Raw genomic sequence first — 22905 nt, forward strand, 5'->3', positions numbered from 1 at the left:
AGCGCTAGCGGTTCCACCCCGCCCCGGCGCCGCAACCGCTAGCGGCTGGCCGCCCACGTGTAGCGGTGTTCGGGGCGCCCTGTTTCGCCGTACTTCAGGCTCAGCCGCACCCGTCCCGTCCGCTCCAGCAGCTTGAGATAGCGCTGCGCGGTCTGTCGGCTCATGCCGCCGCGCTCCGCGATCTCGTGCGCGGACTGCGGCCCGTCCGCGGTCATCAGCACCTGCCTGACGACCTCCGCCGTCGTCGGCGAGTGCCCCTTGGGCAGGTCGGGGGAGCCGGACACCGACAGCGCGCCGAAAATGCGGTCCACCTCGGCCTGCTCCGCCTCACCGCCGCCGTCCAGAGTGCGGCGCAGTGCGGCGTACGCCTCCAGCTTGGTGCGCAGTCCGGCGAAGTTGAACGGTTTCACCAGGTACTGGAGTGCCCCCTGGCGCATCGCCGCCTGGACCGTCGCGACATCGCGCGCCGCCGTCACCATGATCACGTCGGTCTGGAATCCGAGTCCACGAAGCTCCCGTACGAGCGCGAGCCCATTCCCGTCCGGCAGGTAGTGGTCGAGGAGGACCAGATCGACGGAGCGCGTCCGGATCTCCTCCAGCGCCTCGGCGGCGGAATGAGCCCGTGCCGCGACGCGGAAGCCCGCCACCTTGGTCACATAGGCGGCATTGATCTCCGCGACCCGGACATCGTCGTCGACCACGAGTACGTCGATCATCGCGCTTCTCCCGCCGTGTTGTGGTCCGCCGTGTCCGGCCCCGCTGTGTCGAGCTCCGCGTCGGTCAGTTCCTCCGGCAGTACGACGGTGAACTCGGCCCCGCCGTCCGCGCCCGACCCGACCCGGGCGCTGCCGCCCTGCCGCTCCGCGAGCCTGCGGACCAGCGCCAGGCCGAGGCCGCGTTTTCCGTGGGCGGGCAATTCCTTCGTCGACCAGCCCTCGGTGAAGATCAACTCACGTTGCTCGGCGGGGACTCCGGGCCCGCTGTCGGTCACCCGCAGTACGGCCGTGCGCCCCGCCGCGCGCAGCTCGACCTCGATCCGCGCGTCCGGGGAGCCCGCCGACGCGTCCAGCGCGTTGTCGACGAGATTGCCGACGACGGTGACCAGGCCGCGCGGGTCCACCAGGCGGTCGGGCAGCAGCGTCGCGCCCGAGAGCCGCAGCGAGACACCGCGCTCCGCGGCGACCGTGGCCTTGCCGACCAGCAGCGCGGCCAGCAGCGGATCGTGGATCTTCTCGGTGATCTGCTCGGCGGTGGCGCGGTGCACACCGGCGACCTCGGTGACGAACTCCACCGCCTCCTCGTGCATCCCCAGTTCCAGTAGCCCGAGCAGTGTGTGCATCCGGTTGGCGTGCTCGTGGTCCTGCGCGCGCAGGGCGTCGATCAGACCGCGGGTCGAGTCCAGCTCGCGGCCCAGCTGCTCCAGCTCGGTGCGGTCGCGCAGGGTCGCGACGGCGCCGCCGTCGTCGGTCGGCATCCGGTTGGTGACCAGCACCCGCTGACCACGCACGGTCAGCAGGTCGTCGCCGGTGACCCGGCCTGCGAGTACGTCGGCGGTACGGCCCTCGCCCAGCGCCTCGTCCAGGGGAAGTCCGGTGGCCTCGGCGCCGAGGCCGAGCAACCGCTGCGCCTCGTCGTTCATCAGCCGGATCCGGCCCGCGGTATCGATCGCCACGACGCCCTCACGGATGCCGTGCAGCATCGCCTCCCGCTCGGTCAGCAGCGCGGAGATATCGGAGAAGGCCAGGTCGTGGGTCTGCCGCTGGATCCTTCGGGAGATCAGATACGCCGCGAGCGCACCGACGGCCAGCGCGCCGCCCGCGTACGCCAGCAGCCCCGGGATCGCCGCCAGCAGCCTGGCCCGCACGCTGTCGTACTCGATACCGACCGAGACCGCCCCGACGATCCCGCCGCCCGCGTCGCGCAACGGCACCTTGCCGCGGGCGGAGCGGCCGAGAGTGCCGTCGTCGATCTCCATGACCTCCCGGCCGGCGAGCGCGTCGCTGGGGTCGGTGGACACCACGCGGCCGATCTGGTCCCGGTCGGTGTGGGACCAGCGGACCCCACGCCTGTCCATGATCACGACGTACTCGGCGCCGGTGGCGCGCCTGATGCCGTCCGCCTCGGTCTGCACGGGCCCGTCGACGCGGGGGCGCGAGGCGGCCAGTGCCTCGGCGAGCCGGGGACGGGCCGCGGTGGTCTGCGCGATGGCGAGGGCGCGCCGCATCGCCTCGTCGTCGAGCTGGGTGCTGAGCGGGGCGAGAAAAAGACCGGTGGCCAGCACGGTCACACCGGTGGCGATGGCCAGCTGCATCAGCAGGACCTGCGAGAAGACCCGCTGGGGCCAGCCCAGACGCAGTCGCCTGCCGGAGGTGGTCGGTGCGGCACTCATAGGTACGCACGGTAGAGCGCCCGGGGCGTCATTTTGAACCGGCGTGACACTTACCACTGACACCTGCCGTGCGGAAGGGCCCGGCACATAGGAGCGCCGGGCCCTTCCGCACGGGAAGCTACATATCTGGAATGTCGGCCTTTGCCCGGATCAGCGTTTCGCGAGTGATGACCACGATCCGCTCGTAGTCGGCGCGACCCGCGTCCGCGGGCAGGGACCCGTCAAGCGCGTCTGTGGCATCCGTGCCGATGATCGCAAAGTTTCCATCATTCAGTTCAAAAATGTCCGGACATGTCTGACCGGACATGCTGCCGCGGGCACGAGGGGGTACGCCGACCCTGCGCACGATCTTCAACGGGGTCCCATTTCTCACAGACGTCACATCTTGGCCGCTGATCAACGACGAAGAAGGGGCTCAAGGTATCGTCTGCGGCCGTCATTGGCGGCGCTTTTCAGCCATACGGTGGGCGCTCGGAGCGAGAACAGGGCGTGTATTTCAAGGGCGCGTACTTCAGGCTACCCACCACTCGTCGCGCTCCTCGCTCGCCCTGGCCACGATCTCGTCCACCAGTTCGGCCAGCCGCCTCTCCTGGGAGCCGACCGGCAGGCTCTGGCGGTGATGGCGCGTGGCGTCCCAGTAGGCCCGAAAGATGCGGCTCTGGCAGATGCCCCGCAGATGGCCGAGAGTCTCCGCCCGGTCCGTGGTGCGCAGCCGGTAGGCATGCAGCAGGTTCTGGTAGAGAGCGTTGGCCAGCAGGAACTGCCGCTGCCTCTCCGGCCGCACCTCGTCCTCGTACGTGTCCAGTACGGCGGCCAGTTCCGGGTCGTCCATGGCTTTGCAGAGCAGGTCGAACTGGAGCCGGTGCTTGTCGGCCAGGTCCGCGCGCCGGTGCAGATGGCGCTGCTGGAGCATCAGGGCGGCGACGGCCGCACCGAACGCCAGGCCCGCCGCGGCCCCCCGCGGTTGTCCACATCCCCGTACATCCATACCCAACCCCCGGAATACAGGCAGCCGTCACCGGCCACCGAGCAGGTGGAGCAAGTCGGACGGGCCGGGTGAGCGGTCGTTGACTGCGCATGCGCCACCTCCCAGGATGCCGGGCGGCTCTGGCCGGCGGGAGGCGGAAGGACGGCGCACAGGAGGAACGATTCAGCTTTGTGCCGCACGCCGTGTCGAATGTGTGCCCGGTGCGCGCCGCTAACAATCGTTCACTTCGGGTCGCTTCTGGCCCCGGTGTCCTGAACGGGCCGCTACGGCAACGGCTGTGGGGGGCGCGGCCCCACGTACTGGCCGCGGGGGCGCATGCGCAGCGGCCGTTCCTCGTACTCCTCCAGCGCGTGCGCGATCCAGCCCGCCGTCCGGGCCACCGCGAACACCGTCTCGCCGGCCTCGGCGGGCATCAGGGCCGAGACCGACAGCACGGCCAGCGCGAGATCGACATTGGCGTGCAGCGGGGTGTGGCGCGCCGCCGTGGTGGCGACGTCATGGGCGGCTTCCAGGGCCGGGGCCGCCCGCGGGATCTCCTCCAGAAGCGCGAACAGCGCCTGGGCGCGCGGGTCTTCGGCGGTGTAGATGCGATGCCCGAGCCCCGGGATGCGCTGCCCGTTGCGCAGGTGGTCCGCGACCACGGGGGCCGCGCCGCCCCGCTCGACGACCTCGGCGAGCATCCGGTGGGCGAGACCGCTCGCGGCGCCGTGCAGAGGGCCCTCCAGCACGCCCAGGCCCGCGGAGACCACCGCGTACGGATGGGCCCTGGCGGAGGCCGCGACCCGGGCCGCCAGGGTGGACGCCGCCAGGTCGTGGTCGACCAGGAGGGCAAGTGCCGTGTCCAGTACGGTGAGTGACGCGTCGTCGGCGGGCAGCGCGGTGAGCCGCGGCCACAGCTGCCCGGCCAGCCGGTCGTCGGCGCGCTCGGGCTGCCCGGCCGCGGGCAGCGCGCCGACCAGGGTGGGGATCAGGCTGCGGGCGCTGCCGATCACGGCCTCGGGGGAGAGGTCGAAGCGCAGCGGGTCGGCGGCCGCCGCCGCGACGGCCGCGACGCGGAGCCGGTCCATCGGCCCGCTGTGCGCGGGCAGCGCGGCGACCGTCCTGCGCGCGGCCTCCAGGGTCTCCCGGGACGCGGTGAACCGGATCCCCGGCCGCAGCGCCCCGGTCCACAGCCACTCCGCGACCTCCTCGAAGCCGTAGCGGCCGGCGAGTTCGACCGCGTCGACACCGCGGAAGTAGCAGCGGTTCTCCTCGATGAGCGTGATGCGGGTGCGGAACGTCGGATCGGCGGCGGCCGAGGGCTCGCGTCGGCCGGTGCGCCGCGCCAGGGCGTCGACCTCCGCGGCGTCGAGGGTGCTGCCACGCCCACCTGGCGCGGGACGGCTGCTCAGTCGGCCGCGGCTCACATAGGCGTACACGGTCTCCGGCTTCACGCCGAGCCGCTGCGCCGCTTCCCGGGTGGTGAGCCGCTCCCCGTCCGCGCCCTGATCCGTCATGTGATCCACCGTATCCATGTTGATTCAATCAATATTGACAGAGGTTGAGTCAAGGATAGACAGTCAAATCAATGTACGGAGCGGAAGGCTCCGAGCTTTCTCAGCCGCACCGGGAGGACCACATGCCCACCAGCACCACCACCAGCCGTGCCCCGCTCGATGTGCCGCGCGGCCTCGCGGGCGTCGTCGTCACCGACACCGCGCTCGGGGACGTTCGGGGACGCGAGGGCTTCTACCACTACCGCCAGTACTCAGCCGTGGAGCTCGCACAGACCCGCACGTTCGAGGACGTCTGGCACCTGATGTTCCACGGGGAGTTGCCCGACGCCCGTGAGCGCGCCGCCTTCACGGCCAGGACGGCGGCCCTGCGCCGGCTCCCCGCCGACGTACGCGACGCACTGCCCGCCCTCGCCCGGGCCGGCGCCGGGTCGGGTCCGCTCGCCGGGCTGCGCACCGCCCTCTCGCTGCTGGGCGCGGCCTCCGCGTACCAGCCTGTGTACGACCTCGACGCCGACCGGCGCCGGGACGACGCGCTGGCCGCCTGCGCCGCCGTACCCACCCTGCTCACCGCACTGCACCGGCTCGGCCGCGGACTCGACCCCGTGGAGCCGCGCGACGACCTGCCGTATGCCGCCAACTACCTCTATATGCTGACCGGTTCGGAGCCGGACGCCGCCCAGGTGGAGGCCGTCGAGCCGTATCTGATCTCCACCGTCGACCACGGTTTCAACGCCTCGACATTCACCGCAAGGGTCGTCGCGTCCACCGGCGCGGACATCGCCGCCTGCCTGGTCGCCGCGGTCGGCGCCCTCTCCGGCCCGCTGCACGGCGGGGCCCCCAGCCGCGCCCTGGACACCCTCGACGCGATCGGGACACCGGACCGCATCGACGGCTGGATCCGCGAACGAGTCCTCGCGGGGGACCGGATCATGGGCTTTGGGCACCCCGTCTACCGCACCGAGGACCCGAGGTCGCGGATGCTGCGCGGCATCGCCGAACGGTTCGGCGGCCCACTGGTGGAGCTCGCGGTCCAGGTCGAGGCGCGGGTGGAGAAGATCCTCGCCGAGCTCAAGCCGGGGCGTGAGCTGCACACCAATGTGGAGTTCTACGCCGGAGTCGTCATGGAGCTCTGCGGGCTGCCGCGTGAGATGTTCACGCCGACGTTCTGTGCGGCGCGGGTGGTCGGCTGGAGCGCCAATATCCTGGAGCAGGCGGCGGACTCCAAGATCATCCGTCCGGCGGCCCGGTACATCGGCCCGCCTCCGCCGCAGCCCGTACCCGCGCTCTGAGAAAGGCCCCCCGGTGAGCAAGAAGCAGATCCCGGTCATCGTCCTCGCGGGCTTTCTGGGATCGGGCAAGACCACCCTGCTCAACCATCTGCTGGCCCGGAGCAGGGGCACCAGGATCGGCGCGATCGTCAACGACTTCGGGGCCATCGAGATCGACGCCATGGCGGTGGCCGGGCAACTCGGGGACTCCACGGTCTCGCTCGGCAACGGCTGCCTGTGCTGCGCCGTCGACGCGAGCGAACTCGACGTGTACCTGGAGAAACTGGCCCGGCCCGCGGTCGGTCTCGATGTGATCGTCATCGAGGCGAGCGGTCTCGCCGAGCCGCAGGAACTGGTCCGGATGATCCTGGCCGGTGAGAACGACCGGGTGGTCTACGGCGGGCTTGCCGAGGTCGTGGACGCCGCCGAGTTCGACGCGACCCGCGAGCGGCACCCCGAGATCGACCGGCACCTCGCCATCGCCGATCTCGTCGTTCTGAACAAGGCGGACCGGGTGGAGCAGCAGCAGCTCGACCGCATCCTCGCCACCATCGGCGAGCTCACCGAGGGCGCGGCCGTGGTCCGTGCGGAGTACGGGCGGATCGATCCGGAGCTGCTCTTCGATCCCGCCGTACGGCCGGACGGCGAGGAGCGGGCGCGCCAGTTGTCCTTCGAGGACCTGCGCGCCGAGGCGGACGAGGAGCACGGTGATCACGCCGGTCATCTGCACGCGGCGTACGAGAGCGTCTCCTTCACCTCGCACGAGCCGATGAACCCGCGCCGCCTGATGGAGTTCCTCGACTCCAGGCCCGCGGGTCTCTACCGGATCAAGGGGTACGTCGACTTCGGTTCGGCGGACGTCCGCAACCAGTACGCGGTGCACGCCGTCGGCCGGTTCCTGCGCTTCTACCCGGCGCCCTGGGGCCGGGACGCGCCGCGCCTCACCCAGCTCGTGCTCATCGGCTCCGGGATCGATGCCGATGCGCTGGCCAAGGAGCTCGCGGACTGCCGGGAGGCTGTACCGCAGGATGCCTCACAGGCTGCCGATGAGCGCAGCATGTGGGGCGTCCTGCGGTACGTACAGGCCGAGGACTGACCCGGCCCGATGGTCCTCCCGGCTACACGGGCCCCGCCAGCGCCGCGATCTCCGCCGGCAGCGGGGTGCCCGAGCCGTCCCGGCGCGGGTCCTGGGCCGGCAGCTCCACCGGTGTGCCGTTCTGCTGGGCCGCGCGAGGTGGCGCCGTCCCCGCCCAGGCCAGGATCAAGGTGTCCTCACCCCTGAGGAACCGCTGGCAGCGGACACCGCCGGTGGCCCGGCCCTTGCGCGGATACTGGTCGAACGGGGTGAGCTTGGCCGATGTCTCGGTGTCGCCGAGCAGCGTGCCGCGCGCCCCGGCGACGGTGAACACCACGGCGTCGACCGCCGGGTCCACCGCGCTGAAGGAGATCACCTTGGCGCCGTCGGCGAGCTTGACGCCCGCCATGCCGCCCGCGGCACGGCCCTGCGGCCTGACCTGACCGGCCTGGAAGCGCAGCAGCTGGGCGTCGTCGGTGATGAAGACCAGGTCCTCCTCACCCGTGCGCAGTTCGGCCGCGCCGACCACCCGGTCACCGTCCCGCAGGGAGATGACCTCCAGCTCCTCCTTGTTGGCCGGATAGTCCGGGACGACCCGCTTCACCACGCCCTGCTCGGTGCCGAGCGCCAGCCCCGGTGAGGACTCGTCGAGAGTGGTGAGACAGATCAGCGTCTCGTCCGCCTCCAGGGGCAGGAACTCCGAAACCGGCGCCCCGCCCGAGAGGTTGGGCGCGGACGCCGTGCCGGGCAACTGCGGCAGGTCGATCACGGCCAGCCGCAGGAGCCGGCCGTCCGACGTCACCGCCCCCACGTCGCCCCGCGCCGTGGCGGGCACCGCCGAAATGATCACATCGTGCTTGGCGCGCCGGGCGTCGTCCATGACCAGGGGCTCGCCATTGGCCGTACGGGCGAGCAGCCCGGTCGACGACAGGAGGACGCGGCAGGGATCGTCCGCGACCTCCAGCGGCACCGCGGCGATCGGTGAACTGCCCGACTCCAGCAGCACCGTGCGCCGGTCGGTGCCGAACTTCTTCGCCACAGCGGCCAGCTCGGTCGAGACCATCTTGCGCAGCTCGACGTCCGACTCCAGGATCCCGGTCAGCTCGTCGATCTCGCCGTTCAGCCGGTCGCGCTCGCTCTCCAGCTCGATCTTGTCGAACCTGGTGAGGCGGCGCAGCGGCGTGTCCAGGATGTACATCGTCTGGATTTCGCTCAGCGAGAACTGCTCGATGAGCCGCTGCTTGGCCTGCGCCGAGTTGTCACTGGAGCGGATGAGGCGGATGACCTCGTCGATGTCGAGCAGCGCGACGAGCAGGCCTTCGACCAGGTGCAGCCGGTCGCGACGCTTGGTGCGGCGGAACTCGCTGCGGCGGCGCACGACCTCGAAGCGGTGGTCGAGATAGACCTCAAGGAGCTCCTTGAGCCCCAGTGTCAACGGCTGACCGTCCACCAGCGCCACATTGTTGATGCCGAAGGATTCCTCCATCGGCGTCAGCTTGTAGAGCTGCTCAAGGACGGCCTCGGGGACGAAGCCGTTCTTGATCTCGATGACCAGTCGCAGTCCGTGCATCCGGTCGGTGAGGTCCTTGACGTCCGCGATGCCCTGGAGCTTCTTCGCGGAGACGAGGTCCTTGATCTTGGCGATCACCTTCTCGGGGCCGACGGTGAACGGCAGTTCGGTGATGACCAGGCCCTTGCGGCGTGGCGTCACGTCCTCGATGGTCGCCGTCGAACGGATCTTGAAGGTGCCGCGGCCGTTCTCGTACGCGTCCTTGATGCCGCCCAGGCCCACGATCCGGCCACCGGTCGGCAGGTCGGGACCGGGCACGAAACGCATCAGCGTCTCAAGGTCGGCGCCGGGGTGCTTGATCAGGTGCCGGGCGGCGGCGATCACCTCGCCCAGGTTGTGCGGGGGCATGTTCGTCGCCATGCCCACGGCGATCCCGGAGGCGCCGTTGACCAACAGGTTCGGGTAGGCCGCGGGGAGCACGACCGGCTCCCGCTCCTGCCCGTCGTAGTTCGCCGTGAAGTCGGCGGTGTCCTCGTCGATCGACTCGGTCATCAGCGACGTGGCGTCGGCCATCCGGCACTCGGTGTACCGCATGGCGGCCGGCGGGTCGTCGTTGCCGAGAGAGCCGAAGTTCCCGTGTCCGTCGACCAACGGCAGCCGCATCGAGAACGGCTGCGCCATCCGGACGAGCGCGTCGTAGATCGACGCGTCGCCGTGCGGGTGGAGCTTACCCATCACCTCGCCGACGACGCGGGCGCATTTCACATAGCCGCGGTCGGTCCGCAGCCCCATCTCGTTCATCTGGTAGACGATGCGGCGGTGCACCGGCTTCATACCGTCGCGGGCGTCGGGCAGCGCTCGCGAGTAGATCACCGAGTACGCGTACTCGAGGAAGGAGCCCTGCATTTCGTCGACGACGTCGACATCGAGGATCTTCTCCTCGAACGCATCGTCCGGCGGCGGGGTCTTCGTGCTGCGGCGGGCCATCGCGGCTGCGGCTCCTTCGCGGTTCTGTAGGACAAGTTCTGGGTCTGACGCCGACCATTGTGGACCGGCGCACTGACATCCCCGACCTCGACCCGTCCGAAGCGCCCTCCAGGGCGTTCCCTGAGGGCGTATCCGGAACGGGAACTTCGCCAGGTGTCAGCACGCTTGCATACAGTGGCAGGACTTCTCCTTATCGCGATCGAAGGGACGTACATGCCCATGGGTCACACGGCCACAGCGCAGGCCGGCTCCGGCGGCCTGACAGCGACTGAGCACCGGCTGGCCAATGGCCTTCGTGTGGTGCTTTCCGAGGACCATCTGACGCCGGTCGCCGCGGTCTGCCTCTGGTACGACGTCGGTTCGCGGCACGAGGTCAAGGGCCGTACGGGCCTTGCTCACCTCTTCGAGCACCTGATGTTCCAGGGTTCGGCGCAGGTGAAGGGCAACGGCCACTTCGAGCTGGTGCAGGGCGCGGGCGGTTCGCTCAACGGCACGACCAGCTTCGAGCGCACCAACTACTTCGAGACGATGCCCACCCACCAGGTGGAGCTGGCCCTGTGGCTGGAAGCCGACCGGATGGGCTCACTGCTCGCCGCGCTCGACGAAGAGTCCATGGAGAACCAGCGCGACGTCGTCAAGAATGAGCGCCGCCAGCGGTACGACAATGTGCCCTACGGCACGGCGTTCGAGAAGCTGACCGCCCTCTCGTACCCGGAGGGACATCCGTACCACCACACGCCGATCGGTTCGATGACCGACCTGGACGCCGCGACGCTCGAAGACGCACGGGCCTTCTTCCGTACGTACTACGCGCCCAACAACGCGGTGATCTCGGTCGTCGGCGACATCGACCCCGAGCAGACGCTCGCCTGGATCGAGAAGTACTTCGGCTCCATCCCGTCCCACGACGGCAAGCAGCCCCCGCGTGACGGCTCCCTCCCCGACACCATCGGCTCGGAGCTGCGCGAGGTCGTCGAGGAGGACGTCCCGGCGCGTGCGCTGATGGCCGCCTACCGGCTGCCGCAGGACGGCACCCGCGAGGCGGACGCGGCCGATCTGGCCCTCACCGTCCTCGGCGGCGGCGAGTCCTCCCGACTGCACAACCGGCTGGTCCGCCGCGACCGTACGGCCGTCGCGGCCGGCTTCGGCCTGCTGCGTTTGTCGGGCGCGCCCTCGCTCGGCTGGCTCGACGTCAAGACGTCGGCCGGCGTGGAGATTCCCGACATCGAGCGCGCCGTCGACGAGGAGCTGGCGAAGTTCGCCGCCGAGGGCCCCACGCCCGAGGAGATGGAGCGCGCGCAGGCCCAGCTGGAGCGCGAGTGGCTCGACCGGCTCGGCACGGTCGCCGGCCGCGCCGACGAACTCTGCCGCTACGCCGTCCTGTTCGGTGACCCGCAGCTCGCGCTGACCGCGGTCCAGCGCGTTCTGGACGTCACCGCGCAGGAGGTCCAGGCAGCCGCCAGGGCCAGGCTCCGCCCGGACAACAGGGCGGTCCTGGTGTACGAACCGACCCAGGCCGACGCGGACGCCGCCGACGAGACCGAAGAGCAGGAAGGGGCGGACCTGTGACCGACACCGCTGCCGTCAGCATGACGTTCCACCCGCAGCCCGGCGCGGGCACCGCCACCCCGTGGGCCTTCCCCGCCCCCGAGCGCGGCGCCCTGCCCAACGGCCTGACCGTGCTGCGCTGCCACCGCCCCGGCCAGCAGGTCATGGCCGTCGAGATCTTCCTCGCCGCTCCGCTGGAGGCCGAGCCCGAGGGCCTCGACGGCATCGCCACGATCATGGCGAGGGCCTTCTCCGAGGGCACCGACAAGCACTCCGCGGAGGAGTTCGCCGCCGAGCTGGAGCGCTGCGGCGCCACACTCGACGCGTACGCGGACCACCCCGGCCTCCGGGTCTCCCTGGAGGTCCCGGTCTCCCGGCTGCCCAAGGCGCTGGGCCTGCTCGCCGACGCGCTGCGCGCACCGGCCTTCGCGGACACCGAGATCGAGCGCCTCGTGGCCAACAGGCTCGACGAGATCCCGCACGAGGCGGCCAACCCCTCGCGGCGCGCGGCCAAGCAGCTCTCCAAGGAGCTCTTCCCGGCCACTTCGCGCATGTCGCGCCCCCGCCAGGGCACCGAGGAGACGGTCAAGCGCATCGACGCTGCCGGCGTCAAGGGCTTCTACGACGCGCACGTGCGCCCGGCCACGGCCACCGCCGTGGTCGTCGGCGACCTCGAAGGCGTCGACCTGGACGCCGTGCTGGCCGAGACCCTCGGGGTCTGGACGGGCAACACCGCACCGGCCCGCCCGGTGCCGCCGATCACCGCCGACGACACGGGTCGCGTCGTCATCGTGGACCGGCCCGGCGCCGTACAGACGCAGCTGCTCATCGGCCGGATCGGCGCCGACCGGCACGACCGTGTCTGGTCGGCCCAGGTGCTCGGTACGTACTGCCTGGGCGGCACCCTCACCTCGCGTCTCGACCGGGTCCTGCGCGAGGAGAAGGGCTACACCTACGGGGTGCGCGCCTTCGGCCAGGTGCTGCGCTCCGCCGCTCCGTCCTCGGAGGGCGGGGCCACCGGTGCGGCGATGCTCGCCATCAGCGGCTCGGTGGACACCGAGTCCACCGGACCCGCGCTCGACGACCTCTGGAAGGTGCTGCGCACCCTCGCCGCCGACGGCCTCACGGACGCCGAGCGCGATGTCGCCGTACAGAACCTGGTGGGTGTCGCGCCGCTCAAGTACGAGACGGCCGCCGCGGTCGCCGGCACGCTGGCCGACCAGGTCGAGCAGCAGCTGCCCGACGACTTCCAGGCCCAGCTGTACGCGCGACTCGCCGAGACGGGCACGGTGGAGGCGACCGCGGCCGTCGTCAGCGCCTTCCCCGGCGACCGGCTGGTCACGGTGCTCGTGGGGGACGCCTCGCAGATCGAGGAGCCCGTCAGGGCCCTCGGCATCGGCGACGTGACCGTGGTCACGGGCTGAGCCGGTACGACCGCACTCGCATAGGGGTGCATAGCGGGATGTAGGAGGACCTCGGTGGCCGACAAGCCGCCGGGGTCCTTCCTGTATGTCCGTTTTGTTGCGGTGGTTGCCTGTCTGGTGTGTGGGGTGCGTTACAAAACGCTGTGTCTGTTTGGTGATTGAAAGATGTGCCGCTTAGCGTCGGTCCGGCTGTTCGTCAGCATGAGCCGCAGCCGCGGCACCGGACAGTCATCGCCGAGTCCCCGTCAGGCGCGAGCCTGGGGAGCCGGGGACCCATTCAGTCCCTGGGGTGAATCGGACGCCTCCGTATGCCGGAGGGGTCCGTAGGAGACCTTCCTGCTCCGAACCCGTCAGCTAACCCGGTAGGCGAGAAGGAAGGAAAGGACCAGCCCCTCCATGGCGTTCAGCCGCACCACCGGGAAGCACCGGCGTCCCAGCCGCATGACGCGCAGAAGCGCGAACATCGCAGGCGTCGCCGCCCTCGCGACGACCGGCGTCATCGGAACGCTGGCCTCCCCGGCGCTCGCCGCCGAGGACAGGGGCGCAGGTCCGGCCCACTCCGTCGAGGACACCGGCCTCACCCAGGCCATCGTCATCAACGACTCCCTGGCCGACCAGATAGGCGCCCAGGCCCAGGCCCAGCGCGAGGCCGCCGAGAAGGCGGAGCGCAAGGCCGAAGCCGAGCGCAGGGCAGCGGCCGAGCGCAAGGCCGAAGCCGAGCGCAAGGCCGAGGCGAAGGCCAAGAAGGAGCGCGCCGAGCGCGAGGCCAAGGAGCGCGCCGCGCGTGCGGCCGAGCGCAAGCGCCTCACCTCGTACACGCTCCCGGTCGCCGGCTCCGCCGTGACCACCGGCTACAAGTCCGGCGGCTCGCTCTGGTCCTCCGGCAGCCACTCCGGCGTCGACTTCCGTGCCGCGTCCGGCACTTCCGTCGTGGCCGTCGGCGCGGGCACCGTCGTCGAGGCCGGCTGGGGCGGCGCGTACGGCAACAACATCGTCATCAGGATGAACGACGGCACGTTCACGCAGTACGGCCACCTCTCGTCCATCACCGCCTCCGTCGGCCAGGCCGTCACGCCCGGCCAGCAGATAGGTATCTCGGGCTCGACCGGCAACTCGACCGGCCCGCACCTGCACTTCGAGGCCCGTACGAGCGCCGAGTACGGCTCGGACATGGACCCCGTCGCGTACCTGCGCGGACACGGCGTCAACGCCTGACGCGTCCGGAACGGCGCGGGCCCTGTTGGCCCGCCGCAGCCCCTGGCATTCCCGAAGGCCCCGGCTTCCCGCCGGGGCCTTCGGCGTACCCCGGTGCGTGTGCGGCCGACTCCGCCCGTCCGCCCGCGGCGATGGCCAAAAGGTATCCATGAATTCCGGCCGCCCATCGGAATTTCCCGGTTGCTGCAATAGGGTCGCAGAACAGCAGCGGATCGACCGCGTTTCGCGGGGATTGAGGCGGAGGTTCGGTCATGCGCATTCCTGCGCATTCGGTATGCACGGCAATTCGTGACGACATCGTGTCCGGTGTCTTCGAGCGGGGCGCCCGGCTCACCGAGGAGCTGCTGGCGCGCCGTTACGGCGTCTCGCGCGTCCCGGTGCGCGAGGCCCTGCGCACCCTGGAGTCCGAAGGGTTCGTCACCACGCGCCGGCATGCGGGCGCCTGCGTCGCGGAGCCCACCGAGCAGGAGGCCGCCGACCTCCTGGAGGTCCGGACGCTGCTGGAGCCGCTGGGCGCCGCACGGGCCGCCAGGCGGCGCACCGACGCGCACCTCAAGGTGCTGCGTGGCCTGGTCAGACTCGGTCAGGAGCGGGCCCGCCGGGGGCAGGGCGAGGATCTGCGCTCACTCGGCGGGTGGTTCCACGAGACCCTCGCCCAGGCCTCCGGCAGCCCCGGCCTGACGGCCCTGCTCACCCAGCTCAGGCACAAGGTCGCCTGGATGTACGCCGTCGAGCAGCACGCCCGTCCTGTCGAGTCCTGGGCGGAGCACGGCGCGATCGTGGACGCGGTGGCGCGCGGCGACGCGGAGCGGGCCAGGGCGCTGACGGCGCTGCACGCCGAACGCGCGATCCCGGCGCACCGGCTGCGGCACCCCGCACCGGAACGGGTGAGGACTTCGCAACATGCCGTAAACACCGTGGGCGGCCGTAATTAACACGCGCGCCGTATACAAAGAAGGAGAATGGGCGCGGCCTTTTCGCGCTGCCTGAATTCAGCCCGCCGAATTGAGCGCCGCATAGACTTGCGGGACGACTTGCGGGCCGGTTCCCGTATCGACTCGTGTGTCGTCGTGTGCGCGCTCCGCGCGAAACGCAAAAGCCGCGGCGTCCCGAATTCGGGGCGCCGCGGCTTTTGCGTACAGGTCGGACCGGCCTGTCGGACTGTCCGGGTCAGACGGTCTCGGGCAGCTCGTCGAGCCCCTCGGTGACCAGCTTCGCGAGACGGTCGAGGGCAGCCTCGGAGCCGTCGGCCTCGGAGGCCAGCACGACCTCTTCGCCGCCCTGCGCGCCCAGGCCGAGCACCGCGAGCATGGAAGCGGCGTTGACCGGCTTGCCGTCGGCCTTGGCGATCGTCACGGGAACACCCGAGGCGGTCGTGGCACGGACGAAGATGGAGGCGGGCCGGGCGTGCAGGCCCTCGGTCCAGCCGACGGTGACGCGGCGCTCAACCATGGTGTAGCCCTTCATGTTCTAACGGTTGTCTAGACCAGTGTCTCACGGCGTGCGGACTGCGGTGACCCTACCTCCGGCCCCTGTGCGGGCGCCGTTCGGCCTTCCTCAGCCTTCCCCGCCCCCTGCACGCCCGCGACCCGTAGGCTGCCCTCATGCAGCCCCCGCTGGAGCAGGCCGTGCTGGATCAGAACGGGCACCACGCGTACCCGGCTCACTGGGAAGCCGACGTCGTGCTGCGCGACGGAGGTACGGCGAGGATCCGGCCCATCACCGCCGACGACGCACAGCGCCTGGTCAGCTTCTACGAGCAGGTCTCGGACGAGTCGAAGTACTACCGGTTCTTCGCGCCCTACCCCCGGCTGTCCGACAAGGACGTCCACCGCTTCACCCACCACGACTACGTCGACCGGGTGGGTCTCGCGGCGACGGTGGGCGGCGAGTTCATCGCCACCGTGCGGTTCGACCGCATCAACGAGCAGGGCCGCCCCGCCTCGGGCCCCGACGCGGACCAGGCCGAGGTGGCCTTCCTCGTCCAAGACGCCCACCAGGGTCGCGGCGTCGCCTCCGCCCTCCTCGAACACATCGGGGCGGTCGCCCGTGAACGCGGGATCCGGCAGTTCGCCGCCGAGGTGCTGCCCGCCAACTCCAAGATGATCAAGGTCTTCACGGACGCGGGTTACACCCAGAAGCGCAGCTTCGAGGACGGCGTCGTACGCCTCGAATTCGACCTGGAGCCGACCGACCGCTCGCTGGCCGTGCAGCGCGCCCGCGAGCACCGCGCCGAGTCCCGCTCCGTGCAGCGCCTCCTCGCCCCCGGCTCGGTCGCCGTCATCGGCACCGGGCGCGCACCGGGCGGCGTGGGCCGCGCGGTCCTGCGCAACCTCCTCGCCGCCGGGTTCACCGGTCGGACGTACGCCGTGAACAACGCCTTCCCCGACGGCCTCACCGAGGTGGACGGCGTGCCCGCCCACCGCTCCGTCGGCGACATCGGAGAGACCGTCGACCTCGCCGTCGTCGCCGTGCCGGCCGAGCGGGTCCCCGAGGTCGTCGCCGACTGCGGGGAGCACGGGGTCCAGGGTCTGGTCGTTCTTTCCGCCGGTTACGCCGAGAGTGGTGCGGCGGGGCGCGAACGGCAGAGGGAACTGGTGCGCCAGGCCCGTTCCTACGGCATGCGCATCATCGGCCCCAACGCGTTCGGCATCATCAACACCTCGGCCGCCGTCCGGCTCAACGCCTCGCTGGCGCCCGAGCCGCCCGCGGCGGGCCGCATCGGCCTGTTCACCCAGTCGGGCGCGATCGGCATCGCGCTGCTCGCCGGGCTCTACCGGCGCGGCGCGGGCCTGTCCTCGTTCATCTCGTCGGGCAACCGTGCGGACGTCTCCGGCAACGACTTCCTCCAGTACTGGTACGAGGACCCCGACACCGATGTCGTCCTCCTCTACCTGGAGTCCATCGGCAACCCGCGTAAATTCACCCGCCTCGCCCGGCGCACCGCGGCCGTGAAGCCGGTCGTCGTCGTCAAGGGCGCCCGGCACAGCGGCAGCGTCCCGCCGGGCCACGCGGTGCCCGTCACCCGCATTCCGGATGCCACGGTTTCCGCCCTGCTGCGCCAGGCCGGGGTCATCCGGGTCGACACCGTCACCGAACTCGTCGACGCGGGGCTGCTGCTGGCCGGGCAGCCCCTCCCGGCGGGCCCGCGAATCGCGATCCTCGGGAACTCCGAGTCCCTGGGGCTCCTCACCTACGACGCCTGCCTGACCGAGGGGCTGCGCCCGCTGCCGCCGCTGGACCTGACGACGGGCGCGACACCGGCCGACTTCCGCGCGGCGCTCGCCCAGGCTCTCGCCGACCCGGCGTGCGACGCGGTCGTCGTGACGGCGATCCCGTGGGTGGGCGACAACGGCACGACGGAATCGGGCGACGGCGAGGTCCTGGCCGGCGTCCTGCGCGAGGCCGCCGCGACGGCCCCGGCGAAGCCCGTGGCGGTGGTCCACGTGGAGATCGGCGGCCTGGCCGAGGCCCTGTCGGCGGCGACGAGCACGGCCCGCCAGACGGGCCCGGGACGCGCGGCCGGGCCGGGCAGCCGCCCGGGGGCGGACCCGCAGCCCCCCTCGGGCGGCGCACCGGTCCCCCCGGCGCCGGCGGGGCAGCCCACGGGCCCGGCGCCGACAGCCGCATCGGCTGCCCCGCCCGCCGCGGCCCCACCGGGCAGCCACCCGACACCGCCGCCGGGCGCCCCGCCCTCCGACGGGCCGGGGGGAGGGGCGGTCGCCGGCCAGGACCCGGGCCGGACCCGGCGCATCCCCGCCTACCCCGCCGCCGAGCGGGCCGTCCGGGCGCTCGCCGAGGCCGTCAAGTACGCGCAGTGGCGGCGGCAGGCCGCCGATCCGGGGCGGGTGCCCCAGTACGACGACATCGACGAGACCGGCGCCGCCGCGCAGATCACCGCGATGCTGGGCGAGGACGGCGACCCCAGGGGGCTGCCCCTGACGGGCGACGACGCCCGCGTCCTGCTCGAACGGTACGGAATCCACGTACGGCCGACCCTGCCCGCCCCGACCCCCGACGCGGCGGTCGCCGCCGCCGGGCGGCTCGGCTACCCCGTCGCGCTCAAGACCACGGCCCCGCACCTGCGCCACCGCCCCGACCTCGGCGGCGTACGCCTCGATCTCGCCACCGAGCAGGAACTGCGCCGCGCCTACGACGAGTTGACGGACGCCCTCGGCAAGCCGGGCGAGCTCCAGCCGGTCGTCCAGGCCATGGCCCCGCGCGGTGTCGACACCGTCGTACGGGCCGCCATCGACCCGGCCGCCGGCGCGGTCCTCTCCTTCGGTCTCGCCGGAGCCGCGTCCGAGCTGCTCGGCGACACCGCGCACCGGCTCGTCCCGGCCACCGACCGGGACGCCGCCGAACTGATCAGGTCGATCCGCACCGCCCCACTGCTCTTCGGCTGGCGCGGCTCCGCCCCCGTCGATACGGCCGCTCTCGAAGAGCTGCTGCTGCGGGTCTCGCTGCTGGTCGACGATCACCCCGAAGTGATCGGCATCGCACTGGAGCCCGTGGTCGTCGCCCCGCACGGTCTGTCCGTCCTCGGCGCGAGCGTCCGGCTCGCGCCCCCGCCCGCCCGTGACGACCTGGGGCCCCGCCGTCTCCCCAGTTACTGACGAGCCAGTGGACCCCCGGCGCCCCGTAGGATGGAGGGTATGGCTAAGACCGGTACGACGACTCAGGGGCTGCGCACGGCGATCGAGCGCAGCGGCTACTACCCGGCTCTTGTGGCCGAAGCGGTGGAGGCCGCTGTCGGCGGTGAGCCGGTCTCGTCGTACCTCGTGCACCAGGAGACGACCTTCGACTCCAACGAGGTGCGCCGCCATTGCACGGTCCTGGTCCTGACCGGCAAGCGCTTCGTCGTCAGCCACACCGACGAGCAGGCCGCCGACACGACCTCCCCGACGCCGTACGCCACCACCTCCACCGAGTCGGTCAAGCTCGACCGGATCTCCTCGGTCGTGGTCAGCCGGGTCGTCGCCAACCCGGAGTCGTACACCCCCGGCACCCTGCCCCGTGAGGTCGTCCTGACCATCGGCTGGGGCGCCGTCTCCCGCATCGACCTGGAGCCCGCCGCCTGTGGCGACCCCAACTGCGAGGCGGACCACGGCTACACCGGCAGCTCCACCGCCGACGACCTGAGCCTGCGGGTCAGCGAGGCCGGCGACGGCCCGGACACCGTCCGTCAGACGCTCACGTTCGCCCAGGCGCTCTCCGAGGCGACCGCGGCGGCCGACCGCTGATGGCGCTGCCCGCCTGGCCGGAACCGGTTCCGCTCGATCTCGGCTCCGCCCCCGTCCCCGCGTACGGCAGCGGTTCGCTCGCCGACCTGCTGCCGACCCTCGCGGCCGGCATGGACGTACCCGGGACGAGCGCCGCGATCGCGGAGCTGACGCCCGCCGACCGCAACTGCGTCTTCCTGATCGACGGGCTCGGCTGGGAGCAGATCAAGGCCCACCCGGACGAGGCGCCGTACCTGACCTCGCTCCTCGCCACCTCCCGCGGCGGCACCGGCCGCCCGATCACCGCGGGCTTCCCCGCCACCACCGCGACCTCGCTCGCCTCGGTCGGCACCGGCCTGCCGCCCGGCGCGCACGGCCTGACGGGCTACACCGTCCGCAATCCGGACACGGGCACGCTGATGAACCAGCTCCGCTGGAAGCCGTGGGCCGACCCGCACGTCTGGCAGCCGTACCCCACGGTCTTCCAGCTCGCCGACGCAGCGGGCGTGCACACCGCCCAGGTGTCCTCCCCGGACTTCCAGCACACCCCGCTGACCAAGGTCGCACTGAGCGGCGGCACCTTCCGCGGCAAGCTCAGCGGCGAGGACCGGATGGACCTCGCCGCCGCCCAACTGGCCGCGGGCGACCGCTCGTTGGTCTACACGTACTACAGCGAGGTCGACGGCAAGGGCCACCGCTTCGGCATCGACTCGGACGCCTGGCGCGGTCAGCTGATGTACGTCGACGGGCTCGTCCGGCGCCTCGCCGAGCAGCTGCCGCCCCGCGCCGCCCTCTATGTCACCTCCGACCACGGCATGATCGACATCGCCTTCGACGAGGAGTCGCGCATCGACTTCGACGAGGACTGGGAGCTCAGCGCCGGTGTCGCGCTGCTCGGCGGCGAGGGCAGGGCCCGGCATGTGTACGCCGTCCAGGGCGCCGAGGCGGACGTGCTCGCCGTCTGGCGCGAGGTACTCGGCGAGCAGTTCTGGGTGGCGAGCAAGGACGAGGCGATCGCGGCGGGCTGGTTCGGGCCGCGGATCGACGAGCGGGTGTACGGCCGGATCGGTGACGTCGTCGCGGCGGCCCATACCGACGTGGTGATCACCGCGTCGCGCAAGGAGCCGCGCGAGTCCGTGATGGTGGGCATGCACGGCTCCATGACCCCCGCCGAGCAGCTCGTCCCGCTCCTCGAAGTACGTTCGTGACCGGCCCCCGCCGATAGAGACCGACCCGCACAGATCTGAAAGGCCCTCAACTCCTCATGCCCGAGCTGGTGTTCTTCTCCGGAACGATGGACTGCGGAAAGAGCACCCTCGCTCTTCAGATCGAGCACAACCGCTCCGCGCGCGGCCTGGCAGGCATGATCTTCACGCGGGACGACCGCGCGGGCGCGGGCAAGCTCTCCTCACGTCTGGGCCTGGTCACCGACGCCGTCGAGGCGGAGGACGGCTTCGACTTCTACGCATACCTCGTCGCCCACCTGTCCCAGGGCGGTCGCGCCGACTACCTGATCGTGGACGAGGCGCAGTTCCTCGACCCCGACCAGATCGACCAGCTCGCCCGCACCGTGGACGACCTGGACATCGACGTCTTCGCCTTCGGCATCACCACCGACTTCCGCTCCAAGCTCTTCCCGGGCTCCCAACGCCTGGTCGAACTGGCCGACCGGGTGGAGGTGCTGCAGGTCGAGGCGCTGTGCTGGTGCGGCGCGCGGGCCACGCACAACGCGCGGACGACCGGCGGCGAGATGGTCGTCGAGGGCGCCCAGGTCGTCGTCGGCGACGTGGACCACCTGCCGGACGAAATCGGCTACGAGGTGCTCTGCCGACGCCACCACCGGCGCCGGATGACGGCCGCGGTCGCGCGGGCCGGGGCCCTGTCACCCGATGTGCTGCCCGTCGACCCCGTCACCGGGGCCAACGGGCACACCGCGGTCAACGGGGCGAGCGTACGATCGTGAAGACCGCGCCCTCCGGGTCCGCCACGGTCGCCACCCGGCCGCTGGAGCCCTCCCTGGGCGGCTTCAGTACGTGCCCGCCGAGCTCCGCCACCACGTGGGCCGACGCATCGGTGTCCTCGACCTCGAAGTACGTCATCCAGTGCGCGCCCCTGTCCCGCGGCAGGGCATTGCCCACACCGTGCACGGAGGCCACCGGGCGGCCGTCCGCGTGCAGGGTCAGATAGTCGAAGTCGGCCGAGACGACCGCCTCCACCTCATAGCCGAAGATCGCCTGGTAGAACTTGCCGACCGTGGCGGTCTCGCGGGTCACCAGCTCGTTCCAGGCCGGCGTGCCGTGCGTTCCGGCGAGCGCCGTGCCCAGGTGCGCGGCGGCCTGCCAGACCCCGAAGACCGCGCCCGCGGGGTCCGAGGCGAGAACGAGCCGGCCCGCCTCGCCCGCGTCGAGCGGGCCCACCGCGACCGTGCCGCCGTAACTCCTGATCGCCTCGGCGGTGGCGTCGACGTCCTGGGTGGCGAGATAGGGCGTCCACGCTATGGGCAGGTGCCGGTCGCGCGGCAGCTGCCCGATGCCGGCGATCTCCTTGCCGTCGAGCAGTGCGCGGGCATACGGGCCGAGCTGCTGCGGTCCCGGCCGGAACTCCCAGCCGAACAGCGTTCCGTAGAAGTCCTGGGTCGTCGCCAGGCCGTGCACCATCAGGCTCACCCAGCAGGGCGCTCCGGGCGTGCGCCACCGGGTCGCTGCCTCGGTCATCGTCATTCTCCTCGGACCATTGGAGTGGTCGTGCGGGGACACGGGCGCGCCGTTGTGGGCACTCACCCGTGCAGATGCTTGCATCACCTGTCGCGCGACGCGCCACGGCCGCGCCGTTTTCCGCGGCTTCCCGCAGGAGAATGGCCGATTTGCCATTTCGCGTCCATTGCGGCGCCAATGCCGCGCGGTGTCGGACTCCATGGGCGCTGCGCGAGGATGGCACCCATGAATGCCATCATTACCGCATCCGAACTCACGAGCGACTTGGCGGGGCCCCGGCCGCCGGTCCTCCTGGACGTCCGCTGGCAGCTGGGCGGGGAGCACGGTCTCCCCGCGTACGAGGCCGGGCACATCCCCGGTGCCGCCTTCGTGGACCTGGACAAGGAGCTCGCCGGGCCGCCCGGAGCAGGTGGGCGCCATCCGCTGCCCGATGTCGAGGCGTTCGGCGCCGCGATGCGCCGGGCCGGTGTCCGCGCGGACACCCCCGTGGTCGTATACGACGGCGGCCAGGGCTGGGCCGCCGCGCGCGCGTGGTGGCTGTTGCGCTGGACGGGCCACCAGAACGTCCGGGTCCTGGACGGCGGTCTCGCTACCTGGACGGGCCCGGTCGACTCCGAGGTCCCGGTTCCCGTGGCGGGCGACTTCGTCCCGGTGCCCGGCTCCCTGCCGCTGCTGGACGCGGACGGCGCCGCCGGATTGGCTCGAAGTGGCCTGCTGCTCGACGCCAGGGCCGCCGAGCGGTACCGGGGCGACGTGGAACCGATCGACCGGGTCGGCGGACACATCCCGGGCGCGGTGTCGGCCCCGACCTCCGAGAACGTGGCCCCGGACGGACGTCTCCTGCCCGCCGCGGCGCTGGCGGACCGCTTCGAGGCGCTGGGCGCGGGCAAGGCCGCGGCGGTCGGTGTGTACTGCGGCTCGGGCGTCTCGGGAGCCCACGAGGTGCTGGCCCTGGCGGTCGCGGGCATCCCGGCGGCGCTGTACGCGGGGTCCTGGTCGCAGTGGTCGGCCGACGGCTCGCGCCCGGTGGCCACCGGCCCCGGCCCGCAGTAGCGGCAGGCGCGGAGAA

General features: G+C 71.7%; 19 protein-coding genes and 1 riboswitch. Of the genes, 11 read left to right on the plus strand and 8 right to left on the minus strand.

Features of this window, described 5'->3' with window-relative positions:
• Positions 1 to 38: 38 nt before the first annotated feature.
• From ACLLJJ_RS31960 to ACLLJJ_RS31980, 5 genes are all read right to left on the minus strand, one after another.
• On the minus strand, positions 39 to 716 hold the full coding sequence (locus ACLLJJ_RS31960) for a DUF7342 family protein (protein ID WP_434597576.1): 678 nt from the start codon (positions 714 to 716) through the stop codon (positions 39 to 41).
• The gene (locus ACLLJJ_RS31965) at positions 713 to 2389 is read right to left on the minus strand and encodes a sensor histidine kinase (protein WP_434597578.1); all 1677 of its coding nucleotides are present in this window, start codon (positions 2387 to 2389) and stop codon (positions 713 to 715) included. Before ACLLJJ_RS31965 ends, ACLLJJ_RS31960 begins: the two co-directional genes overlap by 4 nt.
• Before the next feature lie 118 nt (positions 2390 to 2507).
• Positions 2508 to 2744 carry a hypothetical protein gene (locus tag ACLLJJ_RS31970; RefSeq protein WP_347120311.1) on the minus strand — a complete coding sequence of 79 codons (237 nt, stop codon included), beginning with the start codon at positions 2742 to 2744 and terminating at the stop codon, positions 2508 to 2510.
• Positions 2745 to 2900: 156 nt separating this feature from the next.
• The gene (locus ACLLJJ_RS31975; RefSeq protein WP_434597580.1) at positions 2901 to 3377 is read right to left on the minus strand and encodes a DUF6082 family protein; all 477 of its coding nucleotides are present in this window, start codon (positions 3375 to 3377) and stop codon (positions 2901 to 2903) included.
• Positions 3378 to 3640: 263 nt separating this feature from the next.
• Positions 3641 to 4873 carry a citrate synthase gene (locus tag ACLLJJ_RS31980; protein WP_434597582.1) on the minus strand — a complete coding sequence of 411 codons (1233 nt, stop codon included), beginning with the start codon at positions 4871 to 4873 and terminating at the stop codon, positions 3641 to 3643.
• Positions 4874 to 4995: 122 nt separating this feature from the next.
• On the opposite strand from ACLLJJ_RS31980, the gene ACLLJJ_RS31985 reads away from it, so the two are divergent.
• Entirely contained in the window at positions 4996 to 6162 is a 1167-nt protein-coding gene (locus ACLLJJ_RS31985) for a citrate synthase/methylcitrate synthase (RefSeq protein ID WP_434597584.1), read from the plus strand.
• Between the two features lie 13 nt (positions 6163 to 6175).
• The gene (locus ACLLJJ_RS31990; protein WP_434597586.1) at positions 6176 to 7237 is read left to right on the plus strand and encodes a CobW family GTP-binding protein; all 1062 of its coding nucleotides are present in this window, start codon (positions 6176 to 6178) and stop codon (positions 7235 to 7237) included.
• 22 nt (positions 7238 to 7259) lie between these two features.
• On the opposite strand, the gene ACLLJJ_RS31995 is transcribed toward ACLLJJ_RS31990, so the two are convergent.
• On the minus strand, positions 7260 to 9713 hold the full coding sequence (locus ACLLJJ_RS31995; RefSeq protein WP_434597589.1) for a DNA gyrase/topoisomerase IV subunit A: 2454 nt from the start codon (positions 9711 to 9713) through the stop codon (positions 7260 to 7262).
• A gap of 213 nt (positions 9714 to 9926) precedes the next feature.
• On the opposite strand from ACLLJJ_RS31995, the gene ACLLJJ_RS32000 reads away from it, so the two are divergent.
• The 4 genes from ACLLJJ_RS32000 (at position 9927) to ACLLJJ_RS32015 (ending at position 14835) form a co-directional block, all read left to right on the plus strand.
• Entirely contained in the window at positions 9927 to 11282 is a 1356-nt protein-coding gene (locus tag ACLLJJ_RS32000) for a M16 family metallopeptidase (RefSeq protein WP_434600577.1), read from the plus strand.
• A 20-nt stretch (positions 11283 to 11302) separates the two neighbouring features.
• Positions 11303 to 12685, plus strand: coding sequence for a M16 family metallopeptidase (locus ACLLJJ_RS32005; protein ID WP_434600578.1), 1383 nt, complete (start codon positions 11303 to 11305; stop codon positions 12683 to 12685).
• 222 nt (positions 12686 to 12907) lie between these two features.
• A riboswitch (cyclic di-AMP (ydaO/yuaA leader) is annotated at positions 12908 to 13069 on the plus strand.
• A gap of 12 nt (positions 13070 to 13081) precedes the next feature.
• Positions 13082 to 13900, plus strand: coding sequence for a M23 family metallopeptidase (locus ACLLJJ_RS32010; protein ID WP_434597592.1), 819 nt, complete (start codon positions 13082 to 13084; stop codon positions 13898 to 13900).
• A 251-nt stretch (positions 13901 to 14151) separates the two neighbouring features.
• Entirely contained in the window at positions 14152 to 14835 is a 684-nt protein-coding gene (locus ACLLJJ_RS32015) for a GntR family transcriptional regulator (protein ID WP_434597594.1), read from the plus strand.
• Between the two features lie 235 nt (positions 14836 to 15070).
• On the opposite strand, the gene ACLLJJ_RS32020 is transcribed toward ACLLJJ_RS32015, so the two are convergent.
• Complete coding sequence (locus ACLLJJ_RS32020; protein ID WP_283518890.1) at positions 15071 to 15352, minus strand: HPr family phosphocarrier protein; 282 nt, start codon at positions 15350 to 15352, stop codon at positions 15071 to 15073.
• Between the two features lie 152 nt (positions 15353 to 15504).
• On the opposite strand from ACLLJJ_RS32020, the gene ACLLJJ_RS32025 reads away from it, so the two are divergent.
• The 4 genes from ACLLJJ_RS32025 to ACLLJJ_RS32040 are packed head-to-tail and all read left to right on the plus strand — an operon-like array spanning position 15505 to position 21085.
• Entirely contained in the window at positions 15505 to 18516 is a 3012-nt protein-coding gene (locus tag ACLLJJ_RS32025; RefSeq protein ID WP_434597596.1) for a GNAT family N-acetyltransferase, read from the plus strand.
• A gap of 39 nt (positions 18517 to 18555) precedes the next feature.
• Positions 18556 to 19143 (plus strand): DUF5998 family protein, encoded by a 588-nt coding sequence (locus ACLLJJ_RS32030; protein ID WP_434597598.1) that lies wholly within the window; start codon positions 18556 to 18558, stop codon positions 19141 to 19143.
• A complete protein-coding gene (locus ACLLJJ_RS32035) occupies positions 19143 to 20330 on the plus strand; it encodes an alkaline phosphatase family protein (RefSeq protein ID WP_434597600.1) in 1188 nt (395 codons plus the stop codon). The genes ACLLJJ_RS32030 and ACLLJJ_RS32035 overlap by 1 nt, the downstream gene beginning before the upstream one ends.
• Positions 20331 to 20386: 56 nt before the next feature.
• Positions 20387 to 21085 carry a thymidine kinase gene (locus ACLLJJ_RS32040; RefSeq protein ID WP_434597602.1) on the plus strand — a complete coding sequence of 233 codons (699 nt, stop codon included), beginning with the start codon at positions 20387 to 20389 and terminating at the stop codon, positions 21083 to 21085.
• Here ACLLJJ_RS32040 and ACLLJJ_RS32045 read toward each other — a convergent pair.
• Positions 21060 to 21836: a VOC family protein gene (locus ACLLJJ_RS32045; protein ID WP_434597604.1), complete on the minus strand. Its 777-nt coding sequence runs from the start codon at positions 21834 to 21836 to the stop codon at positions 21060 to 21062. The two genes, ACLLJJ_RS32040 and ACLLJJ_RS32045, sit on opposite strands and share 26 nt — an antisense overlap.
• 225 nt (positions 21837 to 22061) lie before the next feature.
• On the opposite strand from ACLLJJ_RS32045, the gene ACLLJJ_RS32050 reads away from it, so the two are divergent.
• Positions 22062 to 22889 carry a sulfurtransferase gene (locus ACLLJJ_RS32050; RefSeq protein ID WP_434597606.1) on the plus strand — a complete coding sequence of 276 codons (828 nt, stop codon included), beginning with the start codon at positions 22062 to 22064 and terminating at the stop codon, positions 22887 to 22889.
• The last annotated feature ends 16 nt before the right edge of the window (positions 22890 to 22905 follow it).

Source organism: Streptomyces sp. A5-4 (assembly GCF_051131715.1).
Taxonomy (GTDB): domain Bacteria; phylum Actinomycetota; class Actinomycetes; order Streptomycetales; family Streptomycetaceae; genus Streptomyces.